This window comes from Thauera sp. WB-2 (genome assembly GCF_027594845.1).
Lineage (GTDB): Bacteria > Pseudomonadota > Gammaproteobacteria > Burkholderiales > Rhodocyclaceae > Thauera > Thauera mechernichensis.
Map to the genome: position 1 here is coordinate 2,914,974 of NZ_CP088935.1, position 20,754 is coordinate 2,935,727.

Genomic DNA, 20,754 nt, shown 5'->3' on the forward strand with positions numbered 1-20,754 from the left:
AGGCCTCCTCAGGCCGCCTCTTCCGCTGCCTTGCCCGCCGCGAGGATCGCTGCGTGCAAACCAGCACTGACGGCGTCGCGCCCCTCGCCAGCCATCAGTCGGGCAAGTTGCGCATCGTCGAAGCGAAAACACGGCAACAGCATCTGGCTGCTGGCCATTCGCACAAGTTTTGCCGCCGACATCGATTCGATCAGGTCCGCCAGCGCGTCGCTGATGCCGAGCCTGAACAAGGCCGTCGCCCGATCTCCGCGCAGCATCTGCTGGGCAAGCATCAGGTAGGCAAGGTTCAGTTCGCGGATCTCGGCCTGATAGTCTGGTCGATCCATGAAATCCAATCCCCTTCAGGGATGAGTGTTTGCAACTTAAAGTAAATTCTCAGCAACATCAAGCCTGAAAATCGCGATTTTGCCAATTCGATCACGCCCCATCGTGGCTTCGTCGCAACACCGGCAAAGGCAAGGAGCCCGCACTCACCGGTCCGGCGTCAGCGAGCCAAACCTGAATGCTGCCGGCACCGCGGGCCGTCCATAGCGGAAACCCTGAAGCGAATCACAGCATGAGGCCTGCAGCAGAATCTCCTGCGCGGCGGTCTCGACGCCTTCGGCAACCACCTTCAAGCGCAGGCTATGCGCCATCGCCAGTGCTGCGCGCACAATGGCTTCAGCATCATTATCGCGATCGACCTCGCCGATCAGCTCGCGATCGATCTTGATCACGTCAATGGGCAGTCGGCGCAGGTAGGCAAGCGAAGAGTAACCGGTCCCGAAGTCGTCAATGGCGATGCGCACACCAAGCGTCTTCAATGCCCGCAGGCATTGTTCGGCGTGCCCGGTGTCACTCATCAGCGAGCTCTCGGTAATCTCCAGGATCAGCGCGGACGGCGGAAACCCGCTCTGGGCAAGTGCACACTCCACCTGCGCGAGCAGGCCGGGACGCGCGAACTGTACGGCGGACACATTGACCGACATCTCGAAGCCCTCGACCCCCTCCTTGCGCCAGCGCGCGCCCTGCAGGCAGGCCTGGGCGAGCACCCAGCCGCCAATGTCGACGATCAGTCCGGTCCGGTCCGCTATCGGGACGAAGCGATCGGGCTCCAGCAAGCCGTGCACGGGATGCTGCCAGCGCAGCAGGGCTTCGGCTCCGCGCGCGTGACAACTGGATGCGCCGACGATCGGCTGGTAGTGCAGCCTGAACTCCTCGCGCTCGAGCGCAGCCCGCAGGTCCAGTTCGAGGGCAAAGGCCTCGAGCGAGGACCGACTCATGCCTGCAGCGTGTATGCGCAACTGGTTACCGCCGGCACGCTTGCACTCGGCGAGCGCCAGCTCGGCCTGAGTGAGCACATCCGCTGCCTGGTCCGCGGCATCGTCGAACAGGACAATCCCGACGCTCGCCGTCAGTCGCAGCGCTCCCCGCGGCGACGCGAACGGCCGATCCACCGCGCGCAACAACCAGCGCGCAGTGAACTCGGCCTGCCCCTCATCTGCGACGCCCGGAACGAACACACCGAACAAGTCGCCCTCGAGGCGCGCGAGCACGCCCTGCGCGGGCACGATCGCGGCGAGGCGGCGACCGAGCTCGAGCAGGATTTCGGAACCGGCACCGTAGCCGTAACCCAGATTGACGCGCATGAACTGGTCGACATCGATGACGAACATGGCCGCAGCCGCCCGCCCCGCGCCACGACGGCGACACGCCATCCAGTCAGCCACGCGAGCGAGAAAATTGACCTTGTTCGGCAGCATGCTGCCGTGGTCGAACAAGCTCAGCTCGCGGATCCGGCGTACCGCGTGCCTGACCGCACTGCGGTCCGAGAGCGCCTGCCGCTCACGCTCGATGACGGCAAGCAGGCGGGCGAAGTCCCCTTTCGGCACAAAGTCACGCGCGCCTTCGTACATCACCCCCACGCCCTCGCCTGCACTCATGCTCCCCGAATGCACGACAAACGGCACATCCTTTCCGCTGCGCTGCAACACCTGCAAGGCACGCCGGCAATCGAAGGCCGGCATGGCCTGATCACACAGCACAAGGTCCCACTCATCGGCGGCGAGCGCAGCCGCCATGTCCACCGGCTCATCGACGCGCCGCCAGGATACCCGCATACCTCGGCGCGCCAACTCCGCCTCGACCAGTAGCGCATCGTCCTCGCAGTCATCGACGATCAGCAGTCTTGGCGCCTGGCGCTCGGGAGCGCGCGTGTCGGGCAGCAACCCCATCGAATCCGTCATGCGCCCGCCGCCTGCAAGGCAATGACCCGGTTGCGCCCGGTCTCCTTGGCCGCATAAGCCCCCTGGTCGGCGAGCTTGACCAGGCTGTTGAAGCCCTGCATTCCGGGCTCGCGGATCGCCACACCCACGCTCACCGTCATCCGCAGCTGCGGGCCGCCCGTATCGGGCTCGAAGGCCTCGACTGCAGCCCGCAGGCGCTGCGCCACGACCACGACGGCCGCGAGGTCGGTGTCGGGGCAGATCACGAGAAACTCGTCCCCCCCCATCCGGCAAAGGATGTCCTGTGCACGCAGGGCCCGGCGCAACACTTCGGACACCTGGCGCAGCGCGATGTCACCGACGTCATGACCATGGGTATCGTTGATCGCCTTGAGCTCGTCCAGATCGACGATCATCACCGCCAAGCTGCGCGAGTGCCGTATCGATGACGCCCACTCCACCTGCATCGCCTCGAGTGCGTGGCGGCGGTTCGGCAAGCCCGTGAGCGGGTCGGTCAGCGCTGCCTCCTGGAGGCGACGGTTCGAGATCGCCAGTTCAGCGGCAAAATTGCGCAATTCCTCGCGCTCGCGCTCCAGTTCCAGCTGCAAGCCCAGCATTCTCAGCAATACCTGCAGGCGCGCCTTGAGCGCCACGCCCCCCAAGGGCAACAGGAGATAATCGTCCGCGCCGGCTTCCGACAACCAGCGCAGCGCATCATCATCGTTGTCCGGCAGCACCGCCACGACCTGCAGGCTGCGCCGCAGCCGCATGTCATGCAGATCACGCACGAAGGCCTGCCCCTCGTCCCCAGCCTCACGCTGCCACTGCACGAAGACGAGTTGCGGCTGGACGTCGATCGCCATCTCGATCGCGAGCCGCGCCGACGACGCCTCGCACACCGCAAGCCCCGCAGCCTCGAGGGCTGCCCGCAGGGCATGGCGGCACTGTTCTTCGGGCACGAGCAGCAGCGCCTTCAAGGGCCTGGCCTCCTCCGCCTCGCCCGAACCGGCAGGCTCCCCGCGGTCACCGACAGCCACGGTAGCGCGATTGCCCAACTCGCCAAAACGCGGAGCGGCTTCGGTACGCAACTGGAGCAGCTTGCCCCACTCACCCCATTCCCGCCCCACGCGCTCACACAACGCGATGAAATCGCTGCGCCCAATCCCCAGCCGGCTGGACAACCTCAGCATCGGCCCCATCAGACGCTCGTGCTCGCTCTCCGCCGCGAGGCAGAGTTGCGCGATCGCACGCGACAGCACCAGACACTGGACCAGTCCGTGCTCGCGCGAGCCCTCGGCGTAGCCCGGCACCTCGGGGCACTCGTGAAAGCGCACCGGCTGTACCAGCACATCGGGCACCCCCCAGTCCGTCAGCATGGCCGCCCCGAGTTCGCGGTGGTTGGTCGCGAACGCCTGGTCCTCGAGACTGACCTGCTGGAGCCCCGGATTTCTACCGATATCGTTGAGCAGGCGCGAGAACGCATCAGGATAAAGGGTGGCAAGCGCGAGCTCGCCGACACGGGCGAGCAGCCCCAGACTGAAAGCATCGTCAGGTGCGGCCAAGCGCACGCGCAGCATCAGCGCCTGCATCGAGATGGCCATGAGCAGGGAGGACGACCAGAAGTGTCCGTAATCGAACCCGGCGCAGCCCCCCTTGCGGTAATGCGACAGCAGCGAAAATCCGAGAGCCATCGTGCGCACCGCCGGCAGGCCGAGCACCATCAGCGCCTCCTGGACCGAGACGACCGCCCGTCGGTTCTCCGCCACCAGTCCATTGGCCGCCTTGACCAGACGCCCCACGAACGCGGGATCGCCCTTGATCACGCGTGCGAGCTCGGCCATCGACACGTTGTTCGACTGGGTAAGGCGGATGATGGCGATCGCAACGCCGCGCGGCGACGGCAACTCCCCCGCCGCCTTGAGCTGCGCAAATCGCTTCATGTCGATCGGCTGTACCATGCACTCCCCGGTTTGAATGGTCCTGCTACTGAGGCCTGCGAGCGCGCCACCGGTTTGCCTCTGCGTGCCACACCAAAGCATGATTCTTTCTTGCCTGCGCCCCGGAGGGCAAGCGAAAGCACGCTAGAATCCGTGAAAACCACAGGTCGCCGACCATGAAATTCTGCTCGAACTGCGGCGCTGCCGTCACTTTCCGCACCCCACCCGGGGACTCTCTGCCCCGCCACGTGTGCGAGCAGTGCGGCACCATCCACTACCAGAACCCCAAGATCGTGGTCGGCGCCCTCCCTGTCTGGGAGGATCGCGTCCTCCTCTGCCGGCGCGCCATCGAGCCGCGCTACGGCATGTGGACCCTGCCCGCCGGGTTCATGGAAAACGAGGAAACCACCGCCCAGGCAGCCGCCCGCGAAACACTGGAAGAGGCCTGCGCGCGAATCGAGGTGGGCGAACTCTACACCTTGATCGACGTACCCCACATCAGCCAGGTGCACATGGTCTACCGCGCCCGCCTGCTCGACCTCGGCTTCAAGCCGGGCGAGGAGTCGCTCGAAGTGGCCCTGTTCCGCGAGGAAGACATCCCCTGGGAGCAGATCGCCTTCCGCTCCATCTCGATGAGCCTGCGCCATTTCTTCGACGACCGCCGCAACGGAACCTGGACACTCCACACTGCCAGCCTCGCGCCGCCGCCCGCCGAGTGGCGATGAACGGCCAGGCCGAGCGCCGCTGCCCCACAAGACTACGCGCACGCCAGGGTTGAGCCCCCCTGCGCTGCAGAGGATAATCGCGGGATTCCTTTCCGCCTGCGGATCATGACAAGCTACATCTTCATCGTCATCGGCGCTGTTCTGGTGAACAACGTCGTCTTCGTCCGCATTCTCGGGCTATGTCCGTTCATGGGTGTCTCGAAGAAACTCGAGACCGCCATCGGCATGGGCGCCGCAACCACCTTCGTGCTGACCCTGGGCTCGGGCACCAGCTACCTGATCGACCACTACCTGCTCCAGCCGCTCGACCTCGTATACCTGCGCACGCTATCGTTCATCGTCGTCATCGCTGCCATCGTCCAGCTCACCGAGCTCGTCATTCAGAAGACCAGCCCGCTGCTGCACCAGGTGCTGGGCATCTATCTGCCCCTCATCACCACCAACTGTGCGGTACTCGGCGTGCCGCTGCTCAACGTCGGCCTGCGCCACGACCTGCTCGAATCGCTGCTGTTCGGCCTGGGTTCCTCGGTCGGCTTCACCCTCGCGCTGGTGCTGTTCGCCGGCATCCGCGAGCGCCTGGACGGCGCCGACGTACCGCTGCCGTTCAAGGGTACGGCCATCGCCATGATAACTGCAGGCTTCATGAGCCTCGCCTTCATGGGCTTTGCCGGCCTCGATCGCTTCCACTGAGGACTGCACACGCATGATCACTGCCCTCCTCGTCATGGCCGGCATCGCCATCGTGCTCGGTGCCGCGCTCGGCTACGCCGCGATCCGTTTCCGCGTCGAAGGCGACCCGCTGGTCGAGAAGATCGACGCCATCCTGCCGCAGACCCAGTGTGGCCAGTGCGGCTTCCCCGGCTGCAAGCCCTACGCCCAGGCCATCGCCAACGGCGAGGCCGACATCAACCAGTGCCCGCCCGGCGGTGATGAAGGCGTGCGCAAGCTCGCCGACCTGCTCGGCCGCGAGTTCAAACCGCTGTCCGAAGAGCATGGCATCGAGAAACCCAAGGCTGTCGCCGTCATCGACGAGCAGACCTGCATCGGCTGCACGCTGTGCATCCAGGCCTGCCCGGTAGACGCCATCGTCGGCGCAGCCAAGCAGATGCACACCGTGGTCGAACCGCTGTGCACCGGCTGCGAGCTGTGCGTCGCCCCCTGCCCGGTCGACTGCATCGCCATGGTGCCGATCGCCGAGACCGTGCAGACCTGGAAATGGAAATACCCCGTGGTCGAAATCAGGAAGGCGGCATGATCGGGCGCCTGTTCAAGTTCCATGGCGGCATCAAGCCCGCTGCCCACAAGGATGAATCGGCCAAGGCACCGATCCGGCGTGCGCCGCTGCCTGCGCGGCTGATCGTGCCCCTGCGCCAGAGCACGCGCGCCACCGCCACCTGTATCGTCGAGATCGGCCAGAAGGTGCTCAAGGGGCAGTGCATCGGCGAGCCGGAAGGCTTCCTGGGCACGGCAGTGCATGCACCGACTTCGGGTACCGTGGTCGACATCGCGCCCCACACCATGGCGCACGCCTCGGCCCTGCAGACCCGCTGCGTGGTCATCGAGCCCGACGGCGAGGAGCGCTGGATCGAGCACGCTCCCTTCGACTACCACGGCGCCAGCCGCGACGAGTCGCTCGCCTGGCTGCGCGCATGCGGCATCGTCGGCATGGGCGGCGCCACCTTCCCCAGCCACGTCAAGCTCGGCAAGGGCGCAGGCATCGAGACGCTGATCCTCAACGGCGGCGAATGCGAACCCTGGATCACCTGCGACGACCGCCTCATGCGCGAGCGCGCCGCCGACATCCTGGCCGGCGCCGTCATCCTGCGCGAGCTCATCGGCGCGCGCGAAATGGTGGTCGGCATCGAGGACAACAAGCCCGAAGCCATCGCCGCCATGCAGGACGCCGCCGCCGCATCGGGGCACGGCGTGCGCATCGTGCCCATCCCCTCGCTGTATCCGGCGGGCGGCGAGAAGCAGCTCATCCGCGTACTCACAGGCATCGAGATCCCCTACGGCAAGCTGGGTGGTGACTACGGCGTGCAGTGTTTCAACGTCGGCACCGCACATGCCGTGTATCGCGCCATTGCCCATGGTGAGCCGCTGCTGAGCCGCATCGTCACGCTCACCGGCAACGTCGAGGACGCAGGCAACTGGGAAGTGCTGATCGGCACCCCCATCGAGGAACTGCTCCAGCTGGCGCGCCCGAAGCCGGATACCGACCGCAGCATCATGGGCGGCCCCATGATGGGCTTCGCCCTGCCACGCCTGGATGTACCCATCGTCAAGGGCAGCAACTGCATCATCTCGGCCTCGCCCACGCTGTTCCCGCCGCCGCCGCCCGAGCAGCCCTGCATCCGCTGCACCGAGTGCGCCAAGGCCTGCCCGGCCGAGCTGCAGCCCTTCGAGCTGTACTGGTTCGGACGCTCGAAGAACTTCGGCAAGGCGCAGGAATACAACCTATTCGACTGCATAGAATGCGGCTGCTGCGCCTACGTGTGCCCGTCGCACATCCCGCTGGTCGACTACTTCCGCTTCTCCAAGAGCGAAATCTGGGCGCGCGAGCGCGACAAGTCCGCAGCCGATCAGGCACGCGAACGTTTCGAGTTCCGCAACTTCCGCCAGGAACGCGAGAAGGCCGAGAAGGCCGCCAAGCTCGCTGCGAAGGCCGCGGAGACGCGCGCCAAGCTTGCCGAAGGCGGCGAAGCGCCAGCGCCAAAGACGGCGACCGAGCCCGGCGAAGACCCCAAGAAGGCCCTCATCGCTGCTGCACTGGCGCGCGCCCAGGCGCAGAAGGCCGAAGTCAAGCCGCAGAACACCGACAATCTCAGCGCCGACAAGCTGGCCGAGATAGCCGACATCGAAGCCCGCCGCCTGGCGGCAGCCGTCACCGCGCCGGCCGCCGATGCGACGCCGGGCGCGGACACGCCGGCCGCCACCGTGGCAGTGGACGCCGAGTCCAGGAACTGAGCCGTACATGATCCACTCCCCTTACGTCCGCAAACAGGTCAGCGTGCAGCGCACGATGGGCCTCGTACTGCTCGCGCTGCTGCCCGCCATCGCGCTCTACGCCTGGAAGATCGCCACCGGCATCCTGGTCAGCCTTGCGCTTGCCACCCTTACCGCGCTGGCGGCAGAAGCACTCGTGCTGGCGCTGCGCAAGCGGCCCGTCGGCATCGCGCTGGGCGACCTGTCCGCCGTGGTCACCGCCTGGCTGGTCGCCCTCAGCCTGCCCGCAATCGCCCCCTGGTGGCTCACCGTAGCGGCCGTGCTGGTGGCTATCGTCGCGGTCAAGCACATCTACGGCGGCCTCGGCCAGAACCCGTTCAACCCGGCCATGGTCGCCTACTGCACGATGATCGTCGCCTTCCCGGCACTGATGTCGCAGTGGCCGGCCGCGGGCGCGCTCGACTTCGACACCCAGTTGGGCCTGATCCTCGGCAGCGCGCGCGAGCTCGACGCCATCACCGGCGCCACCGCGCTCGACGCCCTCCGCACAGGGCTGCGCGCCGATGGTGCGAGCGTGCAGTCGGTGCTGCAGGGGCCGGCCTTCGGCATGGCCGGCGGGCGCGAATGGGAATGGGTCGGCCTCGGCTACCTCGCCGGCGGCGCGCTGCTGCTCGCCACGCGGATCATCACCTGGCACATGCCTGCCGCCTTCCTCGGCACGCTGGTGGTGGTGTCCGGCCTGTTCTGGCTGATCGCGCCCGGCCAGTTCGCCTCGCCGCTGTTCCACCTCGCCAGCGGCGGCACCCTGCTCGCCGCCTTCTTCATCATCACCGACCCCGTCTCGGGCGCCACCACGCCGCGCGGCAAGCTCGTGTTCGCGGCTGGCATCGCGCTCATCGTGTGGCTGATCCGCAGCTTCGGCGCCTACCCCGACGGCATCGCCTTCGCCGTGCTGCTGATGAACATGTGCGTGCCGCTGCTCGACATGAAGACGCAACCACGCGTGTTCGGCCACCGCAATGAGGCCGGGGAAAGCGTCCGGACCGGGGAGAGGCGTCCATGAGCGGCCGCTACACAGCCACCCGCACCTCGCTGCGCACCGGCGGCATCATGCTGCTGTTTACGCTCGCCTTCACCGCGCTCATGGCCTCCACCTTCCAGGTCACGCGGCCTGCGATCGAGGCCTCCCGCCAGGAGGCGCAGATGCGCCTGCTCGCCGAGGTGCTGCCGCCGGGCAGCTACGACAACGCCCTGCTCGACGACTACGTGCGCTTCGGGCCCGCGCCGCAGATCGGCATGGACGCCGGCGGACGGGTATGGCGCGCACGCAAGGCGGGCGAGCCGGTCGCTCTGATCATCGAGGGCGCCGCAAGCGACGGCTACGCCGGCCGGATCGGCCTGGTGGTCGCGGTGCATCGCGACGGCCGCCTGAGCGGCGTACGCGTCACCGAACACAAGGAAACCCCGGGCCTGGGCGACTACATCGACCCGCGCAAGGACCGCCGCAAGGACGCGCCCTGGATCGCCCAGTTCACCGGCGCGACCTGGGCCGAGGTCGACACCGCGGCATGGACGGTGCGCAAGGATGGCGGCAGCTTCGACTATCGCGCCGGCGCCACCATCAGCGCGCGTGCGGTCACGCGCGCCGCCGGCCGCAGCGCCGCCTTCGCCGCGCAGCGCATGGATGCGCTCTTCGCCGCCCCCGCAGGTGGCCTGCTCGGAGACACGCAATGAGCCCGCAACAGTTCCGCGACATTTCCTGGAACGGCCTGTGGAAGCAGAACCCAGGCCTCGCCCAGTTGCTCGGCCTGTGTCCGATCCTCGCCATCAGCACCACCATGGTCAACGCGGTGAGCCTGGGCATCGCCACCGTGCTGGTGATGACCGTCGCCAACCTCGCGGTGTCGGGGCTGCGCAATTTCGTACCCTACGAGATCCGCATCCCGGTCTTCATCCTCATCATCGCCGCCCTGGTGACGATGGTGGATCTCGCCTTCAACGCCTACTTCCACGACCTCTACCTGGTGCTGGGCATCTTCATCCCGCTCATCGTCACCAACTGCATCGTGCTCGCCCGCGTCGAGGCCTACGCGGCCAAGAACGACCCGCTCACGTCCACGGTGGACGGCATCATGATGGGCATCGGCCTGGTATGGGTGCTCGCCCTGCTCGGCGGCCTGCGCGAACTGCTCGGCGCCGGCACCCTGTTCTCGGGCATCGAGATGATCATCCCCGGCGCCAGCGCGTGGTCGGTGTTCGGCGACGACTACCCCGGCTTCCTGATCGCCATCCTGCCGCCTGGTGCCTTCTTCGCGCTCGGCGTGCTGATCGCCGTCTTCAACGTCATCAACGCCCGTCTCGCCGCCCGCGCACGGCGCCAGCCACCGCCCACCGCACCCGCGCCTGCAACCAGGGCAGAGGGCGACGGCGAGGCGGTTGCCGCAGGCTGAAGCGATGGCGCTGATGAAGCGCGAGGCGATCCGCGAGTTCTTCCGCCGCCTGCACGCCGCCAACCCCGAGCCACAGACCGAGCTCGAGTACGCCTCGCCCTACCAGCTGCTGGTGGCCGTGGTGCTGTCCGCCCAGGCCACCGACCGCAGCGTCAACATCGCCACCCGCAAGCTGTTCGCGCTCGCGCCGACGCCAGAGGCCATGGTCACGCTCGGCGAAGAAGGCATTGCCGACTGCATCAAGACCATCGGCCTGTTCCGCAACAAGGCGAAGAACACCCTCGCACTGTCGCGTCTGCTGCTGGAACGCCACGGTGGCGAGGTGCCAGCCGAGCGCGAAGCACTGGAGGCCCTGCCCGGCGTCGGCCGCAAGACCGCCAACGTGGTACTCAACACCGTCTTCCGCCAGCCGGTGATGGCGGTCGATACCCACATCTTCCGCCTCGCCAACCGCACCGGACTCGCCCCCGGCAAGGACGTCGTCGAGGTGGAGAAGGCCTTGATGCGGCGCGTACCAAAGGACTACCTGCTCGACGCTCACCACTGGCTGATCCTGCACGGCCGCTACGTATGCACCGCGCGCAGCCCGCGCTGCGCCCAATGCAGCGTGCGCGACCTGTGCCTGTGCCGCGACAAGACCGACTGACCCGCCCCACCGGAGACGATCCGCCATGTTCAACCCCAGCCGCGACCAGGTGCGCAGCTTCTTCATCGACACCTGGCGCAAGGCGCGCGCCAAGGAAGTGCTGACGCCGATGGAAACCATCGCCGCCGACATCATCGCGCTCCACCCCGAGTACCACGCCATCGTCGAGGACCCGGACGCGATCGACCGCGACTTCCCGCCCGAGGCCGGCCAGATCAACCCTTTCCTGCACCTGTCGCTGCACCTGGCGATCGAGGAGCAGCTCTCCATCGACCAGCCGCCGGGCATCCGCACCGCCTTCGACGCCGCCTGCAAGCGCCGCGGCGAACGCCACGACGCCCTCCACGACGCCCTGGAGGCGCTCGGCGAGATGCTCTTCGAGGCCCAGCGCAAAGGCACCCCACCCGACGGCACCACCTATGTACGCAGCCTGCGTCGCAAGGCCGGGCTGGAGTGAATGCCGGGTGCCTCACCAAAAGCTCGCGGCTGGCGCCGCTCCTACCGGAAACCACCGCGCGCATCGCCCGCCGTGGGAGCGGCGCCAGCCGCGAGGGGTTGAAGGCGACATGGCTGAAGGCCCCTTACCAAACGCTCGCGCCTGCCGAGAACCGTGGGTGGGCCGACACGCGCTGCGCATGAACCATTCACACAAATGTGCGTCCCATCGCTACATGCTACAAGCCCGCAACACCGGGAGATGCCCATGATCACCTCGCGCCAGCCCAGCGGCGAACGGACAGACCTGCTGCAGATCGCCAACCATGTCTTCTTCATGACCGCGCTGCTCTTCGTCGCCCACCAGAACGCGCTCACTACCGACGTGGTCCGCTCGCAGACGGCCTTCGTCGCGCAGGCGCTCAACCTGCAGCCGCGCACGCCGCCCCCGGGCTTCGACCCCGACGAGATGGTCCTGGACGGCCTCGACACCGCCTCGCCTGCAGACTGAGCCTGCGCGAGCACCACGACACGCCCCGCCGCCATCCACCGTGGCCGCGGGGCGTTGTGTTGCATTGCGGAAGCGTCCGCATCAACGAGCCGTTACAATCCCGGCTTGCTTCTCGACTCGTCCGCACCACGGCGGCCCGGCGCTCAGGCCGTGCGCGCGAGCGGTTCGAGCCGATTTCCGACTTACCCGTATTGCTGGAGGCCCCATGCCCGCCCTGTTGCCCAACGTCGATCCCGATGGCCTGCTCGAGTACTCGGTGGTCTATACCGACCGCTCGCTCAACCACATGTCGCAGGCCTTCCAGGGTGTCATGCGCGAACTGTCGGCCACGCTCAAGAAGGTCTATCACGCACAGGCCGTCGCCATCGTGCCCGGTAGCGGCACCTTCGGCATGGAGGCGGTCGCGCGCCAGTTCGCCACCGGCAAAAAGGCACTGGTGATCCGCAACGGCTGGTTCAGCTACCGCTGGACGCAGATCTTCGAGATGGGGAACATCCCGAGCGAGGCCGTGGTGCTCAAGGCCCGCCAGATCGCCGACGAAGCCCAGGCGCCCTTCGCCCCCGCCGCCATCGACGAGGTCGTGGCCACCATCCGCAACCAGCGCCCGGAAGTGGTGTTCGCCCCCCACGTCGAAACCTCGGCGGGCATGATCCTGCCCGACGACTACCTGCGCGCGGTCGCTGATGCCACCCACGAGGTCGGCGGCCTGTTCGTGCTCGACTGCATCGCCTCGGGCGCAATCTGGGTGGACATGGCCGCCACCGGCGTCGACGTGCTGGTGAGCGCGCCGCAGAAGGGCTGGACCGCCTCCCCCTGCTGCGCAATGGTGATGCTGAGCGCCGCCGCGCGCGAGCGCATCGAGGGCACCACCAGCACCAGCTTCGCCTGCGACCTCAAGAAGTGGCTGCAGATCATGGAGACCTACGAGGGTGGCGCCCACGCCTACCACGCCACCATGCCCACCGACGGCCTGGTCACACTGCGTGACGTGATGCGCGAGACGGAGGCCTACGGCTTTGACAAGGTGAAGGGCGAGCAGCTCGAGCTCGGCGCCCGCGTGCGCACCCTGCTCGAGGCGCGCGGCTTCCCGAGCGTGGCCGCGCCCGGCTTCCAGGCCCCGGGCGTGGTGGTCAGCTACACCACCGACGACGGCATCAAGACCGGCGCCAAATTTGCCGCCGCCGGCCTGCAGGTGGCTGCAGGCGTGCCGCTGGCCTGCGACGAGCGCCCGGACTACAAGGCCTTCCGCATCGGCCTGTTCGGGCTCGACAAGCTGCACAACATCGAGCGCACGGTGGCCACGCTGGGCAAGGCGCTCGACGAGGTCGCCTGATCAGGCGCTGCGGGCGCGAGAGCGCCCGCAGTACCCCACCTGCTGATCAGCCCGTACGGTCGCATTGGCCACATTGGCCGCGCAGTCTCTCGACTGCCTCGGGCTCTCCGCGCAGCCTGAAGAACGCGCCTTCGTCCTCGGCCCTTTCCTCTAGCACCTCACAGTTCGCGTAGATCTCCTTGCGCAACTGCTGGGCGGACCAAGGCAGCAACAGCTCGGTCTCGACCAGATGCTGCTGGAAGAACGCCACGATCGTCCGCCGTAGCGCGGCCACCTCTTCGGGCCGGCGCGCGCTCATCACGATGCAGCCCGGGTACTTCGCGCGCAACGCCGCTTCGCATTCGGCCTGTGCGTCGGCGTCACCGACATGATCGATCTTGTTGAAGACGCGGATGCGAGGCACCTCGTCGGCGCTGATCTCGGCCAACACCGTATCGGTGACTTCAAGCTGGCGTTCGAAGCCCGGATCACTCGCGTCGATGACGTGCAGCAGCAAGGCCGCATCGAGCGCTTCGTCCAGGGTGGATTTGAACGAGGCCACCAGGCCATGAGGCAGGTTCTTGATGAAACCGACGGTATCACTGACGAGCACACGCGGCACGCTTTCGGGGTAAAGCGTACGCACGGTGGTGTCCAGCGTGGCGAAGAGCTTGTTGGCCACCAGCACCTCACTGCCGGTCAGCGCACGCATCAGCGTCGACTTGCCGGCATTGGTGTAGCCGACCAAGGCCACATTGGCGAGGCTCTGCCGCCCCTGGCGGCGCGCGCGCTGGGTCTTGCGCTCGGCCTCCATCGCGACGATCTCGAGCTGCAGCTCGGCAATGCGGTCACGAATCTTGCGGCGGTCGAGTTCGGTGTGCGACTCGCCGGCACCGCGGCCTCCCACCCCGCTGCGCTGTCGCCCCTGCGGCCCGGCGAGCTTGGCCGCTTCGCGCAAACGCGGTGCGATGTAGCCCAGCCGGGCGATCTCAACCTGCGCCTTGGCAGCACGCGAGCGCGCGTTACGGTGAAAGATCTCGAGGATGACCATGGTGCGGTCCATGACCTCGCAGCCCGTCTCCAGCTCGAGGTTGCGCGCCTGCGAGGGCGAGATCTCGTGATCGACCAACAGCGCCTCGATCGCGCCTGTGCGCGGCACCGTGGCCAGCGGCGCCGCTTCAAGGCCCGACTGGGCAGCGACGAAGTCGCGTACTTCCTGGCGCTTGCCAACACCCAGGTAACCCGTGGTGTCAAAACCGGCGCGCTTCTGCGTAAAGGTTTGGACAACCCGGTAGCCCAGCGTCTTCGCCAGTTCGCGTAACTCGGCCAGCGAGGCTTCGAACTCGGCGTCGCTCACGTTCGGGCGTTGCACCGAGGCGACGATGGCGTTGCGGGGTTCGTCGGCGAGGTCTTTTTGCATTCGAGGGGGCTTCTATGAGCGATTCGGGGGTGTGATGGTAACCGGCAATCGCGTCTCCGCCGGGCTTGCTCGGCAAGAAGTCGCGTCTGCCGTCGGTCTGCCTGCGAACAGCTCGCCCCCTGGGCGGCAACGATGCCGCCAGATCCACGCCCCGGCATGTAGAGCCCCGGGAGCGGGATGCTAGACTGCGAACAGATTCACGCACGGAACCTTCGTGTCCCGGCTGCGGTCCCGAGTCGGGCGTTGTCTGCCGTTGTGAGCACGAGCCGCAAGCCCAAGTATCCGCCCCCCGCGCCACTGCCCACTGTAAAGACCATGACGAACTCACTGCTCATCGCCATCGTGACCGACGAAGTCTCGGACGCTGCCCTTGCCATCGCCGAGCGTGAAGGCATCCGCGGCGCCACCATCCTGCCCGCGAGCGGCATCAGCCAGTCGCCGCTGCGCACCTTCTTCGGCCTGACCTTCCAGAGCGCCATGACCATCCTGTTCTGGATCGCCGAAACCGACACCGCCAACCGCACTGCGCAGCGGCTGAACGAGGAACTCGACCTCGACTCGCCGCAACAGGGCCTGGCGCTGACACTCACCATCGACCAGCTGTTCGGGCTTGATCTGGGCAAAGCCGCAAACTGACCCGTTCATCTCCTCGGCAAAGGCGTTGGGCGTGCTTGATCGCAGCTGAACCCCCTACCCTCATGCATCTCCAAGGCCCTGAATGGACTGGATGTTCACCGCAATTCTCGTCGGCGCAGGGCTCATCACCCTGTCGATCCTGACGAGTGCCCTGGCCTTCCGCTTCGGGACGCCGCTGCTGCTGGTCTTCCTCGGCATCGGCCTGATTGCGGGCGAAGATGGGCTGGGGCTGCAGTTCGACCACGCCGAGACCGCCTTCTTCCTCGGCAGCGTGGCGCTCGCCGTGATCCTGTTCGATTCAGGCTTCGGCACCCGCGTGCAGACCTTGCGCCGCGCTGCCGCACCGGCCTTCGTCCTGGCGACGGTCGGCGTGTTCCTGACCACCCTGTTCGTGGGCGCGGCCGCACGCGTGTTGTTCGACCTGCCCTGGCTCTACGCCTTGCTGATGGGGGCCATCATCAGCTCGACCGATGCGGCGGCGGTGTTCTTCCTGCTGCGCTCGGGTGGCGTAAAGATCTACAAGCGCGTGCGCTCGATGCTGGAGGTGGAGTCCGGCTCGAACGACCCGATGGCGATCTTCCTTACCATCCTGTTCATCGAGATGATCCTCGCCGAGACACGCGGCAGCGTGATGACGAGCTTCCTGCACGGCTTCGGCATGCAGATGGGCCTGGGCCTGGCCCTCGGCGTGGCAGGTGGCTACCTCATCGTCGAGATCGTCAACCGCGTCCGCCTGGAGGAGGCGCTCTACCCCATCCTGGTGATGTCCTGCGGCCTTTGCGTGTTCGGCATCACCGCTTATCTAGGTGGTAGCGGCTTCCTCGCCATCTATGTCGCCGGCATCGTCGCCGGCAACCGCGACATGAAGGGGGCCTCGGCCCTGCGCCGCTACCAGCAAGGCATGACCTGGCTCGCACAGATCGTCATGTTCCTCGTGCTCGGCCTGTACGTGACGCCGTCGGAGTTCGGCACGGTGCTGATTCCTGCGCTTCTGCTCGGGCTCTTTCTCATCGTCATTGGTCGTCCCCTCGCGGTCGTGCTCTGCCTGCTGCCCTTCCGCTACGACCGCGAGACGGTCACCTTCACGGCCTGGGTCGGACTGCGCGGCGCGGTCTCCATCCTGCTCGGCATCCTGCCGGCGGTGATGGGCGTCGAGGGTGCAGAACTCTTCCTCAACGCGGCCTTCATCATGGTCGTCACCTCGCTGCTCGTGCAGGGCTGGACCATCAAGCCGGCGGCTGCCCGGCTCAAGCTCATCGTACCGGCAGGCATCGGCCCGCTCGAACGCATCGAACTCGAGCTGCCCGGCAATCCCAAGCACGAGTTGCTGATCTATCGCGTGCTCGACGACAGCCCGCTCATCATGGGTGGTGCGACCCTGCCGCGCTGGGCGCGCCCTTCGCTCGTGGTCCGCAACGGCCGCTCGATGCAACCGGAGCAGGCTGGCCACCTGCAGGCGGGCGACCTGGTCTACCTCTTCACACCGCCCGAATACACCACCCTGCTCGACCGCCTGTTCTCGCAGATCAAGGCGCCCGAGCAGGGCGATACCGAGTACTTCGGCCAGTTCATGGTCAATACCGACGCGCGCGTGGCCGACCTGGTCAGCGCCTACGATCTGCAGCTGCCCATCGAGATTCCGCCCGAGCTCAGCGTGGGCGACTTCCTGCACACCGAACTTGGCGGGCAACCCGTCATCGGCGACCGGGTACCGCTCGGCAGCTTCGACTTCGTCGTACGCCGCGTGCACCAGGGCAAGACCGTCACCGAGGTCGGCCTTGCCCTGCACGGCGAAGCCCGGCCATCAGCCTACGTGCGCAAGGCACGCCAGCCGCGGGGCGATTTCAGGGCGAGACTCAGGCGGATAATGAACCGCCAGTGAAGCGGCGCAGGCGCAGCGCGTTGCCGAGCACGAACACGCTCGACATCGACATCGCCGCCGCAGCGAACACCGGCGACAGCAGCAGCCCGAAGGCCGGGTAGAACACCCCTGCGGCAAGCGGAATCAGCGCGCTGTTGTAGGCAAAGGCCCAGAACAGGTTCTGGCCGATGTTGCGCATGGTCGCACGCGACAGCGCGATCGCGCGCGGCACGCCCGTCAGGTCGCCCGACATCAGCACCACGTCCGCGCTCTCGATCGCCACATCGGTGCCGGTGCCGATCGCGATGCCCACGTCGGCCTCGGCAAGCGCCGGCGCGTCGTTGATGCCGTCGCCGACGAAGGCGACGCGGCGGCGTCCTTCACCCCTGCTCGCCTTGTCGTCCTCGCCCCCTGCCAGCCGCTTCAGCGCCGCCACCTTGCCATCGGGCAGCACCTCGGCGATGACCTCGTCGATCCCCGCCTGGCGCGCGATCGCGCGCGCGGTACGCGCGTTGTCGCCGGTGATCATCGCCACCTTCAGCCCCATGCCGTGGAGCGCCTTGACAGCCGCCACCGAGGTCGGCTTGAGCGGGTCGGCCACCGCCAGGATCGCCGCCAGGCGGCCGTCGATCGCCGCGTACAGTGGCGACTTGCCCTCGTCGGCCAGGCGCGCAGCGATGTCGGCGAAGACGTCGACATCGAGCCCCAGGCGGCGCATCAGGCGGTCGGCACCGACCTCGACACGCTGTCCATCCACCTGCGCACGCACGCCGTAGCCGGCCTCGGCCTCGAAGCCTGCAGCGCTGGCGACTGCCAGCCCGTCCGCACGCGCGGCGGCGACGATCGCCTCGGCGATCGGATGCTCGGAGCCCCGCTCCACCGCCGCCACCCGCGCCAGCACCCCGGCGCGCTCGAAGCCCGCAGCCACCACCAGGTCAGTGAGCTGCGGCTTGCCCACGGTGAGCGTGCCGGTCTTGTCCACCGCCACCACCTCGGCCTCGCGCAGCAGCTGCAGCGCGTCGCCCTTGCGGAACAGCACGCCCATCTGCGCCGCGCGCCCGGTAGCGACCATGATCGAGGTCGGCGTCGCCAGCCCCATCGCGCACGGGCAGGCGACGATCAGCACCGCCACCGCGCACACCAGCGCGAAGCTGAGCACCGACACGTCGGCCGGCAGCGCGCCGCCACCGAACACCAGCCAGGCGAGGAAGGTCAGCGCCGCCACCGCCATCACCACCGGCACGAACACCATCGTCACCTTGTCCACCAGCGCCTGGATCGGCAACTTGGCGCCCTGCGCCGCCTCGACCATACGGATGATCTGCGCCAGCACCGTATCCGCCCCCACCCGGGTGGCGCGGAAGGCGAAGGCGCCGCGGGTGTTCAGCGTGCCACCGACCACCGTCGCGCCCACGCCCTTCTCCACCGGCACCGGCTCGCCGGTGATCATCGACTCATCGACGAAGGATGCACCCTCCACCACCTCGCCATCGACCGCCACCTTCTCGCCCGGGCGCACCTCAACCACGTCGCCCACCGCCAACTCGGCGATCGGCAGTTCGATCAGCTCGGTGCCACGGCGCACGCGCGCACTGCGCGGCTGGATGCGCATCAGGCTACGGATGGCGTCGCTGGTGCGGCCGCGCGCACGCGTCTCGAGCAAGCGCCCGATCAGGATCAGCGTGATGATCACCGCCGCCGCCTCGAAATAGACATTGACCGTACCTTCGGGCAGCAAAGCGGGCGCGAACAGCGCCACCACCGAATACGCCCATGCCGCCGAGGTGCCCACCGCCACCAGTGCGTTCATGTCCGGCGCGCCGCGCAGCAGCGCCGGCACGCCCTTGCGGAAGAAACGCAGACCCGGCCCGAACATCACCGCGCTGGTGAGCACGCACTGCAGCAGCCAGCTATCGCGGTGGCCAATCGTGGCCATCACCCAGTCGTGCATGCCCGGAATCAGGTGCGAGCCCATCTCGAGCACGAACACCGGCAGGGTAAGCGCCACCGCCACCCACACCGCCCGCCGCAGCGCCGCCTCCTCGGCCGCGGCATCGGCCTCGCGGGCGCCGACACTCACCTCACTGGCCGGACGGGCGCCAAAGCCGGCCTTTTGCACCGCAGCGACCAGCGCCGCCGTCGGTACGCTGCCGGCGAACTCCACATGCGCCTTGCGCGCCGCCAGGTTCACGTTTGCCGTCACTACCCCGGGCACGCGCTGCAGCACCTTCTCGACCCGGCCCACGCAGGCCGCACAGCTCATGCCCTCGATGTCGAGCTCGAGCGCCTCGCGCCGCACCTCGTAGCCCGCCTTGGCCACCGCCTCGATCAGCGCCGACAGCGGCACCGAAGCCGGCGCCGTCACGCTCGCGGTCTCGGTGGCCAGATTGACGCTCGCCGCCTGCACGCCCTCGACCTTCAACAAGGCCTTCTCGACATGGGCCACGCACGAGGCGCAGGTCATGCCGGCAATGTTCAGGCTGCGCAGCGCGCCCGCCGGAGGCTTGGTTGTAAGGGTATTCATAATGCGACCTGCTTCAGTGGGTATTGACCAGGCGACTTTAAACCTTGCCAACATGGGAAGGTCAAGAAGATCCCATGCGACCCCATCACGCCAGGTGAGATTACGAAGATGTAATCCCCCCGTCAGCGGAGTGTCGGTGTGGGCAACCTAGAGTGGAAGCGTCTCGATACGACGAATCCGCTGACCCAAGGAGGTTTGCCATGAGCACGCTGACTCACACTCGCACCCCGCTGCTGTTCGCGACCCTGATTGGAGGCAGCCTGCTCTTTGGCCCATCGTTTGCACAGCAGACCGAAGATCACGCAGCCCATCACCCCGCTGACGCCGCGGCCACGGAGGCCGCGCCCGCAGCCCCAGCGGCGGCCCGAGTCACGGCGATGCGTGAGCGCATGGAGCGAATGCGGCAGATGCGTGACCCAGCCGAGCGCATGCGCTTGATGGAGGAGCAGATGGCCGACATGGAGGGCATGATGCAGGCGATGCCGGCGGATTGTCCGATGATGTCCGGCGACCGGCCCATGGGACCCGGCATGATGAAAGGCGGCATGATGGGCGGCGCCATGCCCGGCATGATGGGGGGCCAGGGTCGCGGCCCGGAAGCCATGCACCAGCGCATGGAGGCGATGGAAAAGCGCATGGACGCGTTCGAGAAACGTGCCCAATGACCGTCCCCGGCCCACCAAGCGCATGGACACCATGAGCGAGAAAGGATGAAGCGCGATCTCGAGTTGAAGCTCTGGGGGACCGAATCGAGCGCGGCCCGATGGGGTGTTGCCATGTTGCTGTGTCTGACCACGACAGGCATCGCCGCACAGAGCTGGCAGCCGCCGCCGCAGCCCAGCCCCGGGTTGATGCCCAACCCAAATGCAGGCAAGCCGCTCTACGAGGCGCACTGCGCGTCCTGCCACGGCGGCGGCCTCAATGGCACCGACTCCGCCCCCCCGCTGCTGCACAAGATCTACGAACCCTCGCATCACAGCGATGCCGCCTTTCAGATTGCGGTGGCGCAGGGCGTTCGCGCCCATCACTGGCAGTTCGGCGACATGCCGCCGGTCGAAGGCCTGACGCCCGATGACGTTGCCCACATCACCGCCTACATCCGCATGCACCAGCGCCGCGTCGGAATTCGCTAAGCGATCCCGTTTGT

General features: G+C 67.3%; 20 protein-coding genes. 15 read left to right on the top strand and 5 right to left on the bottom strand.

The features are described from left to right. Positions 1–8 precede the first annotated feature (8 nt). The 3 genes from flhD to LQF09_RS13370 all read right to left on the bottom strand — a co-directional run bounded on the left by flhD (position 9) and on the right by LQF09_RS13370 (position 4,162). Complete coding sequence (gene flhD, locus LQF09_RS13360; RefSeq protein WP_002927739.1) at positions 9–326, bottom strand: flagellar transcriptional regulator FlhD; 318 nt, start codon at positions 324–326, stop codon at positions 9–11. Positions 327–470: 144 nt separating this feature from the next. After that, a complete protein-coding gene (locus tag LQF09_RS13365) occupies positions 471–2,225 on the bottom strand; it encodes a putative bifunctional diguanylate cyclase/phosphodiesterase (protein ID WP_270068195.1) in 1,755 nt (584 codons plus the stop codon). Next, on the bottom strand, positions 2,222–4,162 hold the full coding sequence (locus LQF09_RS13370) for a sensor domain-containing diguanylate cyclase (protein WP_270068196.1): 1,941 nt from the start codon (positions 4,160–4,162) through the stop codon (positions 2,222–2,224). The genes LQF09_RS13365 and LQF09_RS13370 overlap by 4 nt, the downstream gene beginning before the upstream one ends. Positions 4,163–4,317: 155 nt before the next feature. Here LQF09_RS13370 and LQF09_RS13375 point away from each other — a divergent pair, with 155 nt between their 5' ends. The 11 genes from LQF09_RS13375 to LQF09_RS13425 all read left to right on the top strand — a co-directional run bounded on the left by LQF09_RS13375 (position 4,318) and on the right by LQF09_RS13425 (position 13,187). Beyond that, a complete protein-coding gene (locus LQF09_RS13375) occupies positions 4,318–4,866 on the top strand; it encodes an NUDIX hydrolase (protein ID WP_083485748.1) in 549 nt (182 codons plus the stop codon). A 105-nt stretch (positions 4,867–4,971) separates the two neighbouring features. Next, positions 4,972–5,556, top strand: a complete 585-nt coding sequence (gene rsxA / locus LQF09_RS13380) for an electron transport complex subunit RsxA (protein ID WP_002927750.1) — start codon at positions 4,972–4,974, stop codon at positions 5,554–5,556. Between the two features lie 13 nt (positions 5,557–5,569). After that, positions 5,570–6,121: an electron transport complex subunit RsxB gene (gene rsxB / locus LQF09_RS13385; RefSeq protein ID WP_002927753.1), complete on the top strand. Its 552-nt coding sequence runs from the start codon at positions 5,570–5,572 to the stop codon at positions 6,119–6,121. Next, a complete protein-coding gene (gene rsxC / locus LQF09_RS13390; RefSeq protein WP_270068197.1) occupies positions 6,118–7,833 on the top strand; it encodes an electron transport complex subunit RsxC in 1,716 nt (571 codons plus the stop codon). The genes rsxB and rsxC overlap by 4 nt, the downstream gene beginning before the upstream one ends. A 7-nt stretch (positions 7,834–7,840) precedes the next feature. Then, positions 7,841–8,875, top strand: coding sequence for an RnfABCDGE type electron transport complex subunit D (locus tag LQF09_RS13395; RefSeq protein WP_270068198.1), 1,035 nt, complete (start codon positions 7,841–7,843; stop codon positions 8,873–8,875). Further along, the gene (locus tag LQF09_RS13400) at positions 8,872–9,546 is read left to right on the top strand and encodes an RnfABCDGE type electron transport complex subunit G (RefSeq protein WP_002944740.1); all 675 of its coding nucleotides are present in this window, start codon (positions 8,872–8,874) and stop codon (positions 9,544–9,546) included. Before LQF09_RS13395 ends, LQF09_RS13400 begins: the two co-directional genes overlap by 4 nt. Continuing rightward, entirely contained in the window at positions 9,543–10,262 is a 720-nt protein-coding gene (locus tag LQF09_RS13405) for an electron transport complex subunit E (RefSeq protein ID WP_002927762.1), read from the top strand. The genes LQF09_RS13400 and LQF09_RS13405 overlap by 4 nt, the downstream gene beginning before the upstream one ends. Before the next feature lie 13 nt (positions 10,263–10,275). Then, positions 10,276–10,908, top strand: a complete 633-nt coding sequence (gene nth / locus LQF09_RS13410) for an endonuclease III (RefSeq protein WP_002927763.1) — start codon at positions 10,276–10,278, stop codon at positions 10,906–10,908. 25 nt (positions 10,909–10,933) lie between these two features. Next, positions 10,934–11,365, top strand: a complete 432-nt coding sequence (locus LQF09_RS13415) for a DUF1841 family protein (RefSeq protein ID WP_270068199.1) — start codon at positions 10,934–10,936, stop codon at positions 11,363–11,365. Between the two features lie 246 nt (positions 11,366–11,611). After that, on the top strand, positions 11,612–11,854 hold the full coding sequence (locus LQF09_RS13420) for a hypothetical protein (protein ID WP_002945704.1): 243 nt from the start codon (positions 11,612–11,614) through the stop codon (positions 11,852–11,854). 205 nt (positions 11,855–12,059) lie between these two features. Next, entirely contained in the window at positions 12,060–13,187 is a 1,128-nt protein-coding gene (locus LQF09_RS13425; protein ID WP_270068200.1) for an aminotransferase class V-fold PLP-dependent enzyme, read from the top strand. Between the two features lie 46 nt (positions 13,188–13,233). Here the strand turns inward: LQF09_RS13425 and hflX are convergent, their stop codons facing one another. After that, positions 13,234–14,586, bottom strand: a complete 1,353-nt coding sequence (gene hflX, locus LQF09_RS13430; RefSeq protein WP_270068201.1) for a GTPase HflX — start codon at positions 14,584–14,586, stop codon at positions 13,234–13,236. A gap of 315 nt (positions 14,587–14,901) precedes the next feature. On the opposite strand from hflX, the gene LQF09_RS13435 reads away from it, so the two are divergent. Then, entirely contained in the window at positions 14,902–15,222 is a 321-nt protein-coding gene (locus LQF09_RS13435; RefSeq protein WP_002932800.1) for a hypothetical protein, read from the top strand. A gap of 91 nt (positions 15,223–15,313) precedes the next feature. Continuing rightward, on the top strand, positions 15,314–17,104 hold the full coding sequence (locus LQF09_RS13440) for a potassium/proton antiporter (protein WP_232433311.1): 1,791 nt from the start codon (positions 15,314–15,316) through the stop codon (positions 17,102–17,104). Here LQF09_RS13440 and LQF09_RS13445 read toward each other — a convergent pair. Beyond that, complete coding sequence (locus LQF09_RS13445; RefSeq protein ID WP_270068202.1) at positions 17,079–19,607, bottom strand: heavy metal translocating P-type ATPase; 2,529 nt, start codon at positions 19,605–19,607, stop codon at positions 17,079–17,081. The two genes, LQF09_RS13440 and LQF09_RS13445, sit on opposite strands and share 26 nt — an antisense overlap. A gap of 200 nt (positions 19,608–19,807) precedes the next feature. Here LQF09_RS13445 and LQF09_RS13450 point away from each other — a divergent pair, with 200 nt between their 5' ends. Beyond that, positions 19,808–20,272, top strand: a complete 465-nt coding sequence (locus LQF09_RS13450) for a hypothetical protein (RefSeq protein WP_002932808.1) — start codon at positions 19,808–19,810, stop codon at positions 20,270–20,272. A 45-nt stretch (positions 20,273–20,317) separates the two neighbouring features. Beyond that, positions 20,318–20,740 (top strand): c-type cytochrome, encoded by a 423-nt coding sequence (locus tag LQF09_RS13455; RefSeq protein WP_270068203.1) that lies wholly within the window; start codon positions 20,318–20,320, stop codon positions 20,738–20,740. Positions 20,741–20,754: the final 14 nt, after the last annotated feature.

Coding starts and splice junctions, on each gene's coding strand:
- flhD (WP_002927739.1), bottom strand. CDS start 326: ATGGATCGACCAGACTATCAGGCCGAGATCCGCGAACTGAACCTTGCC.
- LQF09_RS13365 (WP_270068195.1), bottom strand. CDS start 2,225: ATGACGGATTCGATGGGGTTGCTGCCCGACACGCGCGCTCCCGAGCGC.
- LQF09_RS13370 (WP_270068196.1), bottom strand. CDS start 4,162: ATGGTACAGCCGATCGACATGAAGCGATTTGCGCAGCTCAAGGCGGCG.
- LQF09_RS13375 (WP_083485748.1), top strand. CDS start 4,318: ATGAAATTCTGCTCGAACTGCGGCGCTGCCGTCACTTTCCGCACCCCA.
- rsxA (WP_002927750.1), top strand. CDS start 4,972: ATGACAAGCTACATCTTCATCGTCATCGGCGCTGTTCTGGTGAACAAC.
- rsxB (WP_002927753.1), top strand. CDS start 5,570: ATGATCACTGCCCTCCTCGTCATGGCCGGCATCGCCATCGTGCTCGGT.
- rsxC (WP_270068197.1), top strand. CDS start 6,118: ATGATCGGGCGCCTGTTCAAGTTCCATGGCGGCATCAAGCCCGCTGCC.
- LQF09_RS13395 (WP_270068198.1), top strand. CDS start 7,841: ATGATCCACTCCCCTTACGTCCGCAAACAGGTCAGCGTGCAGCGCACG.
- LQF09_RS13400 (WP_002944740.1), top strand. CDS start 8,872: ATGAGCGGCCGCTACACAGCCACCCGCACCTCGCTGCGCACCGGCGGC.
- LQF09_RS13405 (WP_002927762.1), top strand. CDS start 9,543: ATGAGCCCGCAACAGTTCCGCGACATTTCCTGGAACGGCCTGTGGAAG.
- nth (WP_002927763.1), top strand. CDS start 10,276: ATGAAGCGCGAGGCGATCCGCGAGTTCTTCCGCCGCCTGCACGCCGCC.
- LQF09_RS13415 (WP_270068199.1), top strand. CDS start 10,934: ATGTTCAACCCCAGCCGCGACCAGGTGCGCAGCTTCTTCATCGACACC.
- LQF09_RS13420 (WP_002945704.1), top strand. CDS start 11,612: ATGATCACCTCGCGCCAGCCCAGCGGCGAACGGACAGACCTGCTGCAG.
- LQF09_RS13425 (WP_270068200.1), top strand. CDS start 12,060: ATGCCCGCCCTGTTGCCCAACGTCGATCCCGATGGCCTGCTCGAGTAC.
- hflX (WP_270068201.1), bottom strand. CDS start 14,586: ATGCAAAAAGACCTCGCCGACGAACCCCGCAACGCCATCGTCGCCTCG.
- LQF09_RS13435 (WP_002932800.1), top strand. CDS start 14,902: ATGACGAACTCACTGCTCATCGCCATCGTGACCGACGAAGTCTCGGAC.
- LQF09_RS13440 (WP_232433311.1), top strand. CDS start 15,314: ATGTTCACCGCAATTCTCGTCGGCGCAGGGCTCATCACCCTGTCGATC.
- LQF09_RS13445 (WP_270068202.1), bottom strand. CDS start 19,607: ATGAATACCCTTACAACCAAGCCTCCGGCGGGCGCGCTGCGCAGCCTG.
- LQF09_RS13450 (WP_002932808.1), top strand. CDS start 19,808: ATGAGCACGCTGACTCACACTCGCACCCCGCTGCTGTTCGCGACCCTG.
- LQF09_RS13455 (WP_270068203.1), top strand. CDS start 20,318: ATGAAGCGCGATCTCGAGTTGAAGCTCTGGGGGACCGAATCGAGCGCG.